Raw genomic sequence first — 13,619 nt, 5'->3', positions numbered from 1 at the left:
GCAGCACGGCGTCGAGCAGCGTGTCGATGCCGATGTTGATGAGATCGAGACGATCGAACTCAAGGAGAAGCCCCGCGTCTAGCGGTCTCTTCGGTGCCGGACGACGGAGCCGAGGACGGAGAACGGGGCCCCTGCCCCGAGTCTCCTTACCTGGACACCGGCATCCATCGCCCGATCTCGTGGGGGCATTGCCTCACGTTCAATGGTTGGGGAGGGTTTTTTATGGCTGATGCAGCTCGTGCCGCCAAGATGGCGGACCGCATCAAGGAGATCGTCGCCCGACGTCTCGAGAAGGGCGTTCGCGATCCCCGCATGGGCTTCGTGACGATCACCGACGTCAAGGTGACCGGCGACCTGCAGCACGCCTCCGTGTTCTTCACGGTGTACGGCTCCGACGAGGAGCGTGCCGACTCCGCCGCCGCCCTCAAGGCTGCCACCGGCATGCTGCGCAGCGAGGTCGGAAAGCACCTCACCGCACGGCTGACACCGTCGCTCGAGTTCATTCCCGACGGAATCCCGGAGAACGCGAAGCTCATCGAGTCGCTGCTCGCCGAGGCGCACAACCGCGACGTCGAAGTCGAGACCCTCGCCAAGACGGCGCAGTATGCCGGCGATGAGGACCCATACGTCAAGCCGCGCGTGATCATGGACGATGACGACGACGACGACGAGGCGACCTTCGCCGGCTAGTCGCCGGGCAGCAGCTCTGCCCGATCGGTGAGATAGCGCTCGAGCGGCATGCGCACGGTGCCGTCGGCCACCATGAGCTCGCCGTCCACGAGGGCCAGCGGTGCCTCCGGTGCATCAAGACGCAGCGGCCGGATGTCGAAGTTGACCGTCTCGCCGCGGGCGAACGAACCACGGGCGGCGGCCCGCTGCTCCTCTCGACGCGTCTCACCCGCGACCGTCTTGTCGGAGGTGAAGTCGCGCGGCTCGAGTGCCCGCGTGACGCGACCGACAGCGTAGAGCCCGCCCTCGCGGTCGAGCAGCAGACTGCCGAGCCGCCACACGCGGCCGGCTGGCTCGATCACCGGCGGTCGGGAGACGCCGAGCACCCGGCGCTGCCGCCAGACGCCGACGGCCTCGTCGCGGGCGCCCCGAGCGGCGAGCTGCTCTGCGAGCTGCGACAGGGTCATTTCAGCAGCCTCGACAGCACTCGGTCGGCGAGCGGCTTGCCGCCGGTCTGGCAGGTGGGGCAGTACTGGAAGGTGGAGTCGGCGTAGATCACCTGCCGCACGGTGTCACCGCACACTGGGCACGCCTCGCCGGTGCGGCCGTGCACCCGGAGGTTCGACTTCTTCTCTCCCTTGAGGTCGGCGGCGGGGAGTCCTCTCTCGCGATCGAGCGCCGACCGCAGCGTCGACTGGATGGCGGCGTGGAGGGCGGCCACCTCATCCGGTTTCATCGCTGCCGGTTTGAACGGCGACATGCGCGCCACATGCAGGATCTCGTCGGAGTAGGCGTTGCCGATGCCGGCGATGACCGACTGGCTGCGCAGCACTCCCTTGATCTGCGAGCGGACGGCCGCGGCGAGGATCGCGCCGAGCGCGTCGACGGTGAACTCCGGGGAGAGCGGGTCTGGCCCCAGTCGGGCGATGCCTGGCACCTCACGCGGCTCGCGCACCACCCACAGCGCGACGCTCTTCTTGGTTCCGCCCTCCGTCACGTCGATTCCGCTGCCGTCGTCGAGGATGAGCCGGGCCATCATCGGGCCGCGGCTGAGGCTCTTCGACGGCTGCGGTGCATTCTCGCGCCAGCGGATCCAGCCGGCGCGGGCAAGGTGGATGACGAGGTGAACCTGCCCGACAGCCAGATCGAGGAACTTGCCGTGGCGGGCGATGTCGCCGATCACCTGGCCAGAGAGCGCGCTGACCGGCGGATCGACGGTCTTCAGCGCCGCGAACGAGTCGAGCTGCAGCCGGTCGACCACGCGACCACGCAAGCGCCCGGTGAGGTCGTCGACGAGGGCCTGCACCTCAGGGAGTTCTGGCACGAGTCCAGTCTGGATCAGACGGCGGAGAAGCGCACCGTGCCGGTGGAGATCTCGGCAGACTCGAGGCGCACCAGCACCCGAGTCCCGGGCTCGAGCTCTGCGTCGCACTTCGCTGCGACGGCCGGGTCGTCGAGCTGGATGGACGATGAGCCCTTGCCGCTCGAGAGCACCGTCGCGTCGAACTGCGCGCCGACCCGGTCGCGCAGCACAGCAGCCTCGACCGTGTCGAGTGCGCGGTTGTCGAGTTGCCCCGCGAGGGAGTTCGACGCGTTCATGGTCGATGGCAGCTCTGGCAGCGCCGCGCGAACCCACGCCGGAACGGCCTCGCCCGCCGAGACGGCCTCACAGAGCACCAGGGAGAAGCGATCGACGAGCCGCCGCAGCGGCGCCGTCACGTGCGCGTACGGGGCTGCTACAGCCGCCTGCATGGTGTTCTCCGGGGAGGCGCCCTCGAACGCGGAGTACCCCGCTCCTCGAAACAACGATGCGGCCGCGTGCATGATCGCGAGCTGCCTCGAGTCGGCGGTGTCGAGGCCGCGGAGGTAGTCGCCGTAGCGCTGCGTCGTCGGCCAGGGGCGGCCGAGGGCGGCGGCCTGGCGACGGAACCGGGCGACTGCCTCGGCATCCGCGTCTGGCATGGTGCGGAGGATGCCGACGCCAGCGTCGAGCATGAGCTGTGCCGCGGCCATGCCGGTCATGAGCGACAGCTGCGCGTTCCATGACTCGACGGGCAGCGGGCTGCGATGCTCGATCACATAGTGGCCGTCGACGAGCTCGACGTTTGTCTCAGGCACGCGCAGGCTTGCGCCGCCGCGTGCCTCCTCGAGGAGAACCCGCTTCTCGCCGATCTCCTTGAGCAGGTCGAGCGGTCCTCCCTCGTCGATGAGTCGCTGGGCGGTCTCGTAGTCGTACTGGGTGCGGCTGGTCACGCGAGCACGGTAGACGCGCACGGCGACGACGGTGGCGGCGGCATCCAGTTCGAAGTCCCAGACATAGGCCCCGCGCAGCTGCCCCGGCAGCAGCGACGCCACGCCCTCGCTGAGCACGGCAGGGTGCAACGGGATGCGTCCGTCAGGCGCGTAGACCGTCTGGCCACGGCGGCGAGCCTCCGCGTCGATCGCGCCGCCCGGCTCGACGAAGGCCGGAACATCGGCGATGGCGTAGTAGACGCGGTACCCCTCGCCCTCCCGCTGCAGGCACATGGCCTGGTCGAGGTCTGTCGACCCTGCCGGGTCGATGGTGAGGAAGTCGAGGTCGGTGCGGTCGAGCTCCGGCAGTGGCGCGATGGCGGCGATGCGCTCGGCTTCCGCGGTCACCGCGACCGGAAACTCCCGGGAGAGGCCGAGGGCTGTGGGGATGGCGGCGAGGGCAGTGGCGAGCTCGTCGCCCGGGTCGACCGCGCGGGCGGAGACGGTCTGGGAGTGCACGGGTGAAGCCTAGCCGGGCAATTCGTAGCCATCCCCGGTGTCGACGACGAGGCCGTCGAGGATGAGCCCGGCGATCGAGCGATCGAGCTGCGTAGAGTCGGCCCACGTGCGCCCGAGCTCGCCGCGCGTCACCGGAATGTCGGCGGCGCGCAGCTCTGCGAGCACGATGCCGCGCACCTGCCGGTCGCTTCCCTCGTACTTCTTCTGCCTCGGCGCCGGCTCGCCCTCGAGCGCCGGGTAGCCGAGCGCCCGCCAGCGGCAGTCGTCGACGATCGGGCACGCCTCGCATCGGGGGGTGCGGGCGACGCAGACGAGGGCGCCGAGCTCCATGACTCCCGCGTTGGTGAGCGCGGCATCCACGTCGTCGGCCGGCAGCAGCGCCTCCATGTCGGCGAGGTCGCGCTTCGCCGCGCCAGCTGGCTGCGCCACGCCGTGCACGGCACGGGCGATGACCCGTCGGATGTTGATGTCGACCACCGGATGCCGCTGGCCGAACGCGAAGACAGAGATCGCCCGCGCGGTGTAGTCGCCGATGCCCGGAAGCGCGAGCAGCGCATCAACGTCGGACGGCACGACGCCGCCATGACGCTCGACGATCGCGACAGCGGTCGCGTGCAGGTTGAGCGCGCGGCGCGGATACCCGAGGCGGTCCCACGCGCGAACGGCGTCGCCGGGGGAGGCAGCCGCGAGATCGCCCGGGGTCGGCCAGCGCGTCAGCCACTCGTCTAGCTTCGGCAGCACGCGGTTCACGGGCGTCTGCTGCAGCATGAACTCGCTGACGAGCGCACCCCACGGGGTGAATCCCTGCCGTCGCCACGGCAGATCTCGGCCGTTGGCGGCGAACCACTCGATCACGGCCGGTGCGATGCTCACGACTCAAACCTAAGCTGTGAGGATGACACGCTGGGCACCCCGAAAGGCCGACGTCCTCGACGCGCTCGCCGCCGAGATCCTGCAGCAGAACTCGAAGGGGCGCGTCATCGTCGCGATCGACGCGCGCGAGCCAGCCCAAGCCGAGCGGTTCGCCACCGAGCTCGCCGCCGCGATCGCTCGAACGTCGCACGCGGTGTTCGTCGCGACCCTCGACGACTTCCGCCAGCCGCGGGAGCTCGACGGCGACTACGACTACTCGCTGCTGCAGCGGGTGCTGCTCGATCCCTTCCAGCTCAGCGTGAGCACGGGTTTCGTGCTCGCCGGTTTCGACGCCGCTCGCAATCAGCCTTTCGAACCGAAATGGAGCACAGGGCCGAAAGACGCAATCCTCCTGCTCGCCGGCGAGTACCTTCTCACCACGGAGCTTCGCGGCCAGTGGAACTACGCAATCTGGCTCGATGACGGCCTCGCCGACCCGAAGTCGGCATACCACCGGAGCGCGAAGCCTCGACAGGCCGCGATAGCGATCATCGACAATGCAGACGTCGAGCACCCGAGGAGAGTCTTCGCCGACGCCTGCTAACCCCTTGCCCGCCGCCTGCCGCCCGCCGCTGAGTACTCAAAAACTGCGCCAAGACCGTCAGGGAGAGGCTGGTTGGCGCAGTTTTTGAGCTTTCACGCGCGGGTCAGGGGAGGCGGCTGAGTGCCTCAGCGGGGGTGAAGAACGCGCCGCGAGACTCCACCTCGTGCACTAGCGCCACCAGCGCGGCGTTGACCGGGGTCGGCACGCCGACCGCTGCGCCCGCGGCGACGACGGCCCCGTTGAGGTAGTCGATCTCGCTGCGCTGGCCGCGCCGGATGGACTGCAGGGTCGACCCGGGGTTCGGCACCACTCCCATGCGCCGCCGCATGAGCAGCGGGATCACCTGCGCGAGCGGGTATGGTGCGCTGGCGAAGAGCCGAAGGCGCGCGTCGGAGAGCCCGCTGACACTGCCGAATCGCACGCCGCGCGCGAGCCCGACTCGCACGTTCTCGCGCATGCTCTCGACGACGATGCGTCGAAGGCGCGGCTCGCCGATGACCTCCTGCGCGCTGAGCCCGGTGATCGCCGGCAGCGCGTTGATCTGGTTGACCACGAGCTTCGACCACTGCGCTCCCTCGAAGTTGTCGATCACATCGAGGTCGAGAGGAGGAGAGAGCAGGCCGGCAACCTCGGCGGCGGCCTCTCCGCCGATGAAGGTGGGGCCGGGGGCTGTGATGGTCACCTCGCCGGGGGAGAGGTAGGAGGCGGCGAACATGGCGAGGCCGCCGACGACGCGCGACGGGGGCGAGAGCCGGGTGGCCGTGGCAACGCCGTCCAGACCGTTCTGCACGACGAGGAGCGGGATACTGCGTAGGGCGTCGAGGTTCGCGGTGATCGCGGCAGCGGCATCCTGCGCCTTCGTCGTCACGATCGCGAGGTCGGGTGCGCGGGTGAGGGTCTCTGACGCGGTGACAGCCGCGTCGATGGAGCCGAACGCGCCACGCAACCGGATGCCGTTCTCGCGAATTGCCGCCAGGTGCGCTCCCCGCGCCGTGACCTCGACCGAATGACCGGAGCCGGCGAGGAGGGCGGCGAAAGCGCCGCCGACCGCACCGGCTCCGATGATGCCTATACGCATCCGTCCAGACTAGTTAGGCGAAGCGCCCAGACCGTCCGTTCGGCAGCAGCAGCGCGATGAGCGCGGAGCCGGCGAGGGCGAAGCCGCCGACGGCAACGGCGGGGATCGCCGCATCCACGTACTCTGTCGGCAGCAGCTGACCACCAGCACCGACGAAGATGGCGGTGAGCACGGCGACGCCGAGCGCGGTTCCGATCTCGCGGAGGGTGGAGTTGGTGCCAGAGGCCTTCGCGTGGTCCGCCTCGCGCATGGTCGCGAGCACGGCTGTCGACATCGGCGCGAAGACGAGTCCCATGCCGATTCCGGCGGCGATGAATGCCGGCAGCATCGTCGAGTACTCGACATCGGGGGCGAGCGTAGCCGCGATCCACAGGATTCCAGCCGCCTGGAGGGTCAGTCCGACGACGATCAGCAGGCGGGTGCCGAGTCGAGGCGCGAAGATGCCGGCCAGGGGCGCGACGACCATGGGTGCCATGGTCCACGGCATTGTCATGACGCCAGCCTCGAGAGGCGAGTGCCCCTGCACGACCTGCAGGAACTGGATGAGGATGAAGATCGAGCCGAACACGCCGAAGCTGAAGGTGAGTCCGATCACGTTGGCGATCGAGAAGCTGCGGTCGCGGAACAGGCCGAGGGGCAGCAGAGGTGCAGCGGTGCGCGACTCCCACCAGACGAAGGCGAGAAGCAGCGCGGCACCGGCGACGAGCGAGCCAACAACCTCGGCGCTGTCCCAGCCCGCGTCGTTGCCCCGCACGATGCCGAAGACGACACCGAGAACGCCAAGGCCGACGAGGAGGAGGCCGACGACATCGGCGCGAAGGCGGGCGCCGAAGGTGTTGGGCAGAGCGAGGAGCGCGAGCGGCACGGCGATGATGCCGACCGGGATGTTGAGCCAGAAGATCGCCTGCCAGTTCCAGCCCTCCACGACGGCCCCGCCGACGAGCGGGCCGGTCGCGACGCCGAGCCCGGCGACGCCGCCCCACACGCCGATCGCGAGCGGACGAAGACGCGGGACGACCGCGCCGGCGATCAGGGTGAGCGACAGCGGCATGACGGCCGCGGCGCCGAGGCCCTGGATGGCGCGGCTCACGATGAGCATCCACGGCTCGGTGCTCAGCGCGGAGAACACCGAGGCGATGGTGAACACCGAGATGCCGATCACGAACAGCGTGCGGCGGCCGAACCGGTCGCCGAGGGCCGCCGCCATGAGGATGAAGGTGGCGAAGGTGAGGGTGAACGCGTTGACGAACCACTGAAGTTCCTCGACCGTCGCGCCGAGCTCTGTGCGGATGACGGGCAGGGCGTTGGTCATGACGAGGTTGTCGAGCATGGCCATGAACATCGGGAGGGCGGCGGCGGTGATGGCCAGCCAGACGGGAATGCGGCGGCCCGATGGGGCCTCGACCTCTGTCGGCTTGTCGAGTGTTGACGTCATCATGTCCTCTGCGAATTTAGTGGTTATCGGATGATTACTTATGGACACTAGTAATCGACTGATACCATGTCAAGTGTGACGACGACAGAGACACCGACCCGCATGAAGTCGGAGGATCGCCGCGAGCTCGTGCTCGAGGCGGCGATGGGTGTCTTCGGCGACTACGGCTATGTCGGCGCCACGACCGACCAGGTCGCTAAGGCCGCCGGCGTGAGCCAGCCATATGTCGTGCGCATGTTCGGCACCAAGGAGAAGCTCTTCCTCGAGGTGCTGCATCGGGCCCTCGCGGCCATGCTCGACGCGTTTCGAACTGCGCTTCACGGCGATCCAGAGATCGAGCTGGAGCGTCGCATGGGGCTCTCCTACTTCGAGCTGCTCAAGAAGCACGGCCTCCTGCTCTCCCTCATGCACTCGTTCGTGCTCGGCAGCGAGCCGGCGATCGGCGCAGCGGCGCGCTGGGGATTCCTGCAGATCTACAGCTTCCTCCGCGAGGAGGCGGGATTCACACCACTGCAGGCCCACGAGTTCCTGGCCAACGGCATGCTCGCCAACACCATGATCAGCACCCGCATGGGCGACCTCGTCGACGAGGACCCGCGGGTGCGCGAGATGCTCGAGGCGTGCTTCCCAGAGAAGCTCGGCATCGTGCTCGACCTCGGCAAGCTGCACCGGCCGACGGCCCGATGACCGCGATCGGCACCAGAAGCGGAATCCTGCTCGTCGACAAGCCGCAGGGCATCACGAGTCACGATGTGGTTGCGCGCACGAGAAAGGCCGCTGGTACCCGCAAGGTCGGGCACGCCGGCACGCTTGACCCCATGGCAACCGGACTGCTCGTGCTCGGGCTCAACAGCTCGACGCGACTGCTGACCTTCCTCGTTGGCCTCGACAAGGAGTACTTCGCCACCATCCGCCTTGGCGAGGTCACCACCACGGATGACGCCGAGAGCGACACCGTCACCACCATCGACGCATCGTCCGTCACGACCGCGGCTCTCGAATCGGCGCTGCAGCCGCTCCGCGGTCCCATCAGCCAGGTGCCGAGCTCCGTGAGCGCCATCAAGGTCGACGGGCGTCGGGCCTACGACCTCGTGCGCGAGGGGGAGGCGGTCGAGCTGAAGTCGCGCTCCGTGACCATCTCCGCGCTCGAGGTGCTCGACTGGAGGCCGGGGCAGCACGCAGAGCTCGACGTGCGCGTCGAGTGCTCGAGCGGCACATACATCCGGGCCATCGCACGCGACCTCGGCGAGGCGCTCGGGGTCGGCGGGCACCTCACCGCGCTGCGCCGCACCCGCATCGGCCCCTTCTCCATCGCCGACGCCGCGCCTCTCGCCGACCTCGATCCGGCGGAGATGATGCTCGGCCCGGTCGACGTCGCCCGGCAGCTCTTCCCCGTGCTCGACCTCGACGCCCAGCAGGCCATCGACCTCTCCCACGGCAAGCGGTTCGGCGTGACCGGGGAGGATGCGGAGCGGGTCGCGGCAATCACCCCCGACGCGCAGCTCGCCGGTATCGTCAGCATCACCGATGGGCGCGTTCGCCCCATCGTCAACTTCCCGAGTGACGAGTACTGATGATCGAGCTTCTCACCTGGATCGGCATCGGCATCGGCCTTGCAGCCGGCCTCCTGTGCGTCGCGCTCGGCCTTGCCGGGCGGCGGCCAGCCGACCTCACCCTCGGGGTGACGGCGGTCGTCGAGCTCTTCCTGCTGCTGCAGATCGTGGTGTCGGCCCTGGCTCCAGCGGCAGGCAATGCACCGACCGGCAGTGCGCTCGAATTCTGGGTGTACCTCGTGACGGCGGCTCTCATCCCGCCGATCACGGTGTTCTGGGCGCTCGTCGAGCGCACGAGCAGGTGGAGCACCGTTGTGCTCGGGGTCGGCAGCCTCGCCGTGGTCGTCATGCTCTACCGCATGCATCAAATCTGGTTCGTCCAACTCGCGTAATCTCTAGTGTGATGTCAACGTCCACGCCCGCCACTGCTCGTGGCGCCCGGTCCCGCGGCCTCGGCCGGGTTCTCATCGTGGTCTACGGCCTTCTGGCGCTCGCCGCAACGGGGCGCTCGGTGTACCAGGTGCTCGAGGACTTCGAGAAGGCGCCGCTGGCCTACTCGCTCTCCGCGCTCGCGGCCGTCATCTACGTCGTCGCCACGATCGCGCTCATCGCACCAGGGCGCACCTGGTATCGGGTCGCCGTCGTGACCATCGCCTTCGAGCTCGTCGGTGTGCTCGTCGTCGGAACCCTCAGCCTCATCGATCCCGTGCTCTTCCCGGCGAAGACGGTCTGGTCGGTCTTCGGCCGCGGGTACGCGTTCGTTCCCCTCGTGCTTCCCGTGCTCGGCCTGCTCTGGCTTCGGGCCAACCGGGGGGACTCCAAGTGAGGCTGTTCGAGTCGCTCGACGCTGTTCCTTCAGACTTCGGCCCGAGCGCCGTCTCCATCGGCAAGTTCGACGGGGTGCACGCGGGCCACCGTCGCGTGCTGGCCGAGGTCAGGTCTGTCGCGGCCGAGGCCGGGCTCTCCTCTGTCGCCGTGACCTTCGACCGCAATCCCCTCAGCGTGCTGCGGCCAGAGGTGTGCCCTGAGCCGCTCGTCAGCAACGCGCAGAAGCTCGAACTGCTCGAGGCCACCGGAATCGACGCGACCCTCATGCTGCATTTCGACCGCTCGTTCAGCGAGCAGTCGCCGCGCGAGTTCGTCACGAGCGTGCTGAGCGGGGCGCTCGGGGCGCGCATAGTGTTCGTCGGCTCCGACTTCCGGTTCGGCGCCAAGGGCTCCGGCACCGTCGACACCCTGCGTGAGCTCGGTGCAGAGCTCGGCTTCGAGGTGCGACTCATCGACTCCGTTGTCGCGCCGGCCGGCGGAGAGCAGCGCCGTGCGTCGTCGACGTGGGTGCGCGAGCTGCTGAGCGAGGGGCGCGTGGCAGAGGCGGCTGTGGTTCTGGGGCGGGCGCCATCCATCCGCTCCCAGGTCGTCGGGGGAGTGCAGCGCGGTCGCGAGATGGGCTATCCCACCGCCAACCTCGCGCACGGGGCAGAGGGCTTCATCCCCGCCGACGGTGTCTATGCAGCGCGCATCCTCATCGACGGGAAGACCTACGGGGCCGCGGTCTCGATCGGCAACAACCCGACCTTCGAGGGCATCGCCGACAAGACCGTCGAAGCGCACGTGCTCGACGAGTCGTTCGACCTCTACGGCAAGACCGTCGAGCTCTCGTTCATCGAGTACATCCGCCCGATGAACAAGTTTCCGGATGTCGACGCCCTCGTCGCGCAGATGCATCGCGACGAGGAGAAGATCCGCTCCATCCTCGGCCAGCCGCGGTCGTGACGACGGCGACCATTCCGCTCTGGGCTGGACGCACCACCGCGCTGCTCGGGATCCTGCTGGTCGCACTCAGCCTCCGCTCCGCGGTTGCCGCCATCTCGCCGATCGCGACCGAGATCGGCCGCGACCTCGAGCTGACCACGATCGGACTCGGGGTGATCGGCGCGCTGCCACCGGTGTTCTTCGCGCTCGGGGGGCTCGTCGCCCCTCCCATTGCGCACCGCCTCGGCCTCGAGCGGGTGGTGCTGCTCGCCGCGGTGGCGATGCTGCTCGGTCACATCGCGCGGGCGACAGCCGGCAACTACACCTGGCTGCTGCTCGGTACGGCTCTCACGCTCGCGGCCACCGGCATCGCCAACGTTCTGCTGCCGCCGCTGGTCAAGCGGTACTTCCCCGACCGGGTTGGGCTCATCACCGCGACCTATGCAACGGTCATGACGATCAGCAGCGCCCTCCCGGCGCTCACGGCGGCGCCGATCGCCGACTCCGCTGGGTGGCGGGTCTCGCTCGGGGTCTGGGCCATCACGGCGATGATCGCCGCAGTGCCGTGGGTGGTGGTGACACTGCGGCACCGCCGCGCCGCAGCCGTCGGAGATGCCGCACCAGAGCTCGTCGACGCCCCGCCTGCCCTTGCCGGCCGACTCGTGCACTCCCGTGTCGCGTGGGCGATCGCGATTACCTTCGTGGCGACCTCACTCAACGTCTACGCGATGTTCGCGTGGCTGCCCCTCCTGCTCGTCGACATAGCGGGAGTGACGCCGATCGCCGCAGGATCGCTGCTGAGCCTGTACAGCTTCGTCGCCATCCCTGGGTCGATTGCCGCCCCACTGCTCGTTGCTCGCATGCGTCGACCCGGGTGGATCATCCAGGGCGGTGTCGTGCTTTTCGTTCTCGGCTATGCCGGGCTGCTCGTTGCGCCGGCCAGTGCGCCGTGGCTCTGGGTCGCCCTCATCGGTGCCGGGCCGATCCTGTTCCCCGTCTGCCTCGTGCTCATCAACGTGCGCACTCGCAGCCAGCGCACCTCCGCGGCCCTCAGCGGTTTCGCCCAGGGCATTGGGTACGGCATCGGCGCCCTCGGTCCACTGTTGGTCGGGGTGCTGCACGAGGCGACGGGAGGCTGGACGGCGCCGATCGTCTTCCTCACCGCGGTCGCGATCCTCGCGGTGCCGTTCGGATTCGTGCTATCGAATCCCCGCACGGTCGAGGACGACCTCGAGGAGCGCGCAGAGCGCCGCTTCCGGTAGTCGCAGGTTCTCGGCGCCGGCCCTAGCCGACGGAGACGAGTTCTGCGCGGTGGATGAGCGCCGCAGCGCCGATGAGGGGGCCGGAGCCAGAGAGCCCGGAGGGGACAACCTTCACCTTCGTGACGAATCCGAATGCCTCGCGCTTGGCGATGGCTGCCCGGATGTGGTCGAAGAGATCGGGGGTCACGTGGGAGAACCCGCCGCCGATGGCCACGACCTCGAGGTCGGCCAGTGACGTCGCCGACGCGATCGCCTGGCCGATGGCCCGTCCGGCGCGCTCGACGGCGGCAATCGCGATGGCATCGCCGGCCGCGTAGCTGGCGGCGAGCTCCTCGCCGGTCGAGCCTGACCAGCCCTGGCGGTTGGCCCACGCCACCGACCTCGGGCCTGAGGCCACTCCCTCGACGCAGCCGATGCCGCCGCACAGGCACGGGTCGACGAATCCGCCGACCTCGACGTGCCCGATGTGGCCGGCGTTGCCAGTGGGCCCGGCCACTGTGCGGCCGTTGAGGATGAGGCCGCCGCCGATGCCGGTCGAGACGATCATGCCCATCAGGTTGTCGCACCCGCGGCCGGCTCCGACCCAGTGCTCGGCGAGCACGATGCAGATGCCGTCCATGCGCAGGGTGACAGGCAGACCCGGAACGAGAGCGGCTACGAGGTCGCGCAGCGGGTAGTCGCGCCAGGCGGGGATGTTGAGGGGGGAGACCGCTCCGATGGGGGTATTGACCGGCCCGGCGGAGCCGATGCCGGCGCCGATCAGGGTGGCGTCTGCAGGGAGGGCGGAGAGTGCCCCGAGCACGGCACGGGTCACGCTCGCCGCGAGTGTTTCGGAGTCGGAGGTGTTGCCCGTCGGCTCGCGGTGGCGGCTGCCCTCGACGACCTGGCCGAGGTCATCCACGAGTCCGGCCTCTACCTTTGTGCCCCCGAGATCGACGGCGAGCGCGACAGTGCGTGAAGTCATCCGCACAGTTTATGGTGCCGACGAGCCCTCGCTGGCCGGGCGAAGGCGGCAGACATATGGTTGGAGATGTGACAAATTCCGTGTGGGTGTTCGAGCAGGAGTACGACCTGCCGCCCGCCATTGTCTGGGATGCGCTTGTCGACCGCGACCTCGTCGGGGGCTGGCTTGCCGAGGCGGAGATCGACGCGAGGATCGGCGGGCGGTACGACCTCGAGTGGTTCAGCCCGATCGCAACCGGCATCACCGTCGGCGAGATCGCCGACCTGATCGAGGCAGAGCTGCTCGTCGTCGAACTGGAGCGCATCGGAACGGTGTCGTTCACGCTCACGCCCGTCGACGGAGGCTCCCGCGGGGTCGCAACTCGTCTTGTGGTCAGTGTTGACGGACAGACGGAGCCGCGGCTCTCCGACGGGGTGAGCGCAGCGTGGATCACAAGCCTCGAGCAGCTAGAGGAGCTGCTGCGCGGGCGTCCGGTGGACTGGGCGACGTGGCGACGCGACCACGAGGCGCAGTGGACGGCCCACCTGGATCGGCTGCGCAGCGCCTAGGTCCCTGAAACTGGGGTAACGAACGAGTAACGAAAAGGTAACGAAGCCGTTATAGTTGCATCACCCGAAGCAGGTGACCCTAGCAACGAACGGCACTGTCAATGACGACAACCACCCGTCTCGCCGAGAACGCTGGATTCAGCGCGAGATA

At 68.9% G+C, this 13,619-nt stretch carries 16 protein-coding genes; 9 read left to right on the top strand and 7 right to left on the bottom strand.

The annotated features are described in order from the left end of the window. Positions 1-222: 222 nt before the first annotated feature. The gene (gene rbfA, locus AC14A7_RS07020; RefSeq protein WP_484007578.1) at positions 223-690 is read left to right on the top strand and encodes a 30S ribosome-binding factor RbfA; all 468 of its coding nucleotides are present in this window, start codon (positions 223-225) and stop codon (positions 688-690) included. On the opposite strand, the gene AC14A7_RS07015 is transcribed toward rbfA, so the two are convergent. The 4 genes from AC14A7_RS07015 to AC14A7_RS07000 are packed head-to-tail and all read right to left on the bottom strand — an operon-like array spanning position 687 to position 4,293. Continuing rightward, a complete protein-coding gene (locus AC14A7_RS07015) occupies positions 687-1,136 on the bottom strand; it encodes a glutaminase (protein WP_484007576.1) in 450 nt (149 codons plus the stop codon). The two genes, rbfA and AC14A7_RS07015, sit on opposite strands and share 4 nt — an antisense overlap. Then, the gene (locus tag AC14A7_RS07010) at positions 1,133-1,993 is read right to left on the bottom strand and encodes an Fpg/Nei family DNA glycosylase (RefSeq protein WP_484007574.1); all 861 of its coding nucleotides are present in this window, start codon (positions 1,991-1,993) and stop codon (positions 1,133-1,135) included. Before AC14A7_RS07010 ends, AC14A7_RS07015 begins: the two co-directional genes overlap by 4 nt. Positions 1,994-2,007: 14 nt before the next feature. Continuing rightward, the gene (locus AC14A7_RS07005; RefSeq protein ID WP_484007572.1) at positions 2,008-3,420 is read right to left on the bottom strand and encodes an RNB domain-containing ribonuclease; all 1,413 of its coding nucleotides are present in this window, start codon (positions 3,418-3,420) and stop codon (positions 2,008-2,010) included. 9 nt (positions 3,421-3,429) lie between these two features. Further along, complete coding sequence (locus AC14A7_RS07000) at positions 3,430-4,293, bottom strand: HhH-GPD family protein (RefSeq protein WP_484007571.1); 864 nt, start codon at positions 4,291-4,293, stop codon at positions 3,430-3,432. A 22-nt stretch (positions 4,294-4,315) separates the two neighbouring features. Between AC14A7_RS07000 and AC14A7_RS06995 the strand changes: the two genes are divergently transcribed. Beyond that, positions 4,316-4,876, top strand: a complete 561-nt coding sequence (locus AC14A7_RS06995) for a nucleoside/nucleotide kinase family protein (RefSeq protein WP_484007569.1) — start codon at positions 4,316-4,318, stop codon at positions 4,874-4,876. A 103-nt stretch (positions 4,877-4,979) separates the two neighbouring features. Here the strand turns inward: AC14A7_RS06995 and AC14A7_RS06990 are convergent, their stop codons facing one another. Both AC14A7_RS06990 and AC14A7_RS06985 read right to left on the bottom strand, forming a co-directional pair. Then, entirely contained in the window at positions 4,980-5,954 is a 975-nt protein-coding gene (locus AC14A7_RS06990; RefSeq protein ID WP_484007567.1) for a ketopantoate reductase family protein, read from the bottom strand. Between the two features lie 13 nt (positions 5,955-5,967). Next, positions 5,968-7,392 (bottom strand): MFS transporter, encoded by a 1,425-nt coding sequence (locus AC14A7_RS06985; RefSeq protein WP_484007565.1) that lies wholly within the window; start codon positions 7,390-7,392, stop codon positions 5,968-5,970. A gap of 63 nt (positions 7,393-7,455) precedes the next feature. On the opposite strand from AC14A7_RS06985, the gene AC14A7_RS06980 reads away from it, so the two are divergent. Genes AC14A7_RS06980 through AC14A7_RS06955 form a run of 6 tightly spaced genes read left to right on the top strand, consistent with a single transcriptional unit; the run spans position 7,456 to position 11,956 of the window. After that, positions 7,456-8,076: a TetR/AcrR family transcriptional regulator gene (locus tag AC14A7_RS06980; RefSeq protein WP_484007563.1), complete on the top strand. Its 621-nt coding sequence runs from the start codon at positions 7,456-7,458 to the stop codon at positions 8,074-8,076. Next, a complete protein-coding gene (gene truB / locus AC14A7_RS06975; protein WP_484007561.1) occupies positions 8,073-8,963 on the top strand; it encodes a tRNA pseudouridine(55) synthase TruB in 891 nt (296 codons plus the stop codon). The genes AC14A7_RS06980 and truB overlap by 4 nt, the downstream gene beginning before the upstream one ends. Next, positions 8,963-9,334 carry a hypothetical protein gene (locus AC14A7_RS06970; protein ID WP_484007559.1) on the top strand — a complete coding sequence of 124 codons (372 nt, stop codon included), beginning with the start codon at positions 8,963-8,965 and terminating at the stop codon, positions 9,332-9,334. Before truB ends, AC14A7_RS06970 begins: the two co-directional genes overlap by 1 nt. Before the next feature lie 11 nt (positions 9,335-9,345). After that, positions 9,346-9,768: a hypothetical protein gene (locus AC14A7_RS06965; RefSeq protein WP_484007557.1), complete on the top strand. Its 423-nt coding sequence runs from the start codon at positions 9,346-9,348 to the stop codon at positions 9,766-9,768. Further along, the gene (locus tag AC14A7_RS06960; RefSeq protein ID WP_484007555.1) at positions 9,765-10,715 is read left to right on the top strand and encodes a bifunctional riboflavin kinase/FAD synthetase; all 951 of its coding nucleotides are present in this window, start codon (positions 9,765-9,767) and stop codon (positions 10,713-10,715) included. Before AC14A7_RS06965 ends, AC14A7_RS06960 begins: the two co-directional genes overlap by 4 nt. Beyond that, a complete protein-coding gene (locus AC14A7_RS06955) occupies positions 10,712-11,956 on the top strand; it encodes an MFS transporter (protein ID WP_484007553.1) in 1,245 nt (414 codons plus the stop codon). Before AC14A7_RS06960 ends, AC14A7_RS06955 begins: the two co-directional genes overlap by 4 nt. 22 nt (positions 11,957-11,978) lie before the next feature. Here AC14A7_RS06955 and AC14A7_RS06950 read toward each other — a convergent pair whose 3' ends face one another. Beyond that, positions 11,979-12,920 carry an ROK family protein gene (locus AC14A7_RS06950; RefSeq protein WP_484007551.1) on the bottom strand — a complete coding sequence of 314 codons (942 nt, stop codon included), beginning with the start codon at positions 12,918-12,920 and terminating at the stop codon, positions 11,979-11,981. A 68-nt stretch (positions 12,921-12,988) separates the two neighbouring features. Here AC14A7_RS06950 and AC14A7_RS06945 point away from each other — a divergent pair, with 68 nt between their 5' ends. Further along, the gene (locus tag AC14A7_RS06945; protein WP_484007549.1) at positions 12,989-13,468 is read left to right on the top strand and encodes an SRPBCC domain-containing protein; all 480 of its coding nucleotides are present in this window, start codon (positions 12,989-12,991) and stop codon (positions 13,466-13,468) included. The last annotated feature ends 151 nt before the right edge of the window (positions 13,469-13,619 follow it).

The sequence above is a fragment of the Conyzicola sp. genome (genome assembly GCF_057073975.1).
The sequence above is the reverse complement of the archived record's forward strand: the minus strand, read 5'-3'. Positions and strand labels throughout refer to the sequence as shown.

Bases quoted from the DNA above. Each gene is read 5' to 3' on its own strand.
- AC14A7_RS06950 (WP_484007551.1), bottom strand. From the start codon at position 12,920: ATGACTTCACGCACTGTCGCGCTCGCCGTCGATCTCGGGGGCACAAAG.
- AC14A7_RS06970 (WP_484007559.1), top strand. From the start codon at position 8,963: ATGATCGAGCTTCTCACCTGGATCGGCATCGGCATCGGCCTTGCAGCC.
- truB (WP_484007561.1), top strand. From the start codon at position 8,073: ATGACCGCGATCGGCACCAGAAGCGGAATCCTGCTCGTCGACAAGCCG.
- AC14A7_RS06995 (WP_484007569.1), top strand. From the start codon at position 4,316: ATGACACGCTGGGCACCCCGAAAGGCCGACGTCCTCGACGCGCTCGCC.
- rbfA (WP_484007578.1), top strand. From the start codon at position 223: ATGGCTGATGCAGCTCGTGCCGCCAAGATGGCGGACCGCATCAAGGAG.
- AC14A7_RS06985 (WP_484007565.1), bottom strand. From the start codon at position 7,392: ATGATGACGTCAACACTCGACAAGCCGACAGAGGTCGAGGCCCCATCG.
- AC14A7_RS06980 (WP_484007563.1), top strand. From the start codon at position 7,456: ATGTCAAGTGTGACGACGACAGAGACACCGACCCGCATGAAGTCGGAG.
- AC14A7_RS07015 (WP_484007576.1), bottom strand. From the start codon at position 1,136: ATGACCCTGTCGCAGCTCGCAGAGCAGCTCGCCGCTCGGGGCGCCCGC.
- AC14A7_RS06965 (WP_484007557.1), top strand. From the start codon at position 9,346: ATGTCAACGTCCACGCCCGCCACTGCTCGTGGCGCCCGGTCCCGCGGC.
- AC14A7_RS06990 (WP_484007567.1), bottom strand. From the start codon at position 5,954: ATGCGTATAGGCATCATCGGAGCCGGTGCGGTCGGCGGCGCTTTCGCC.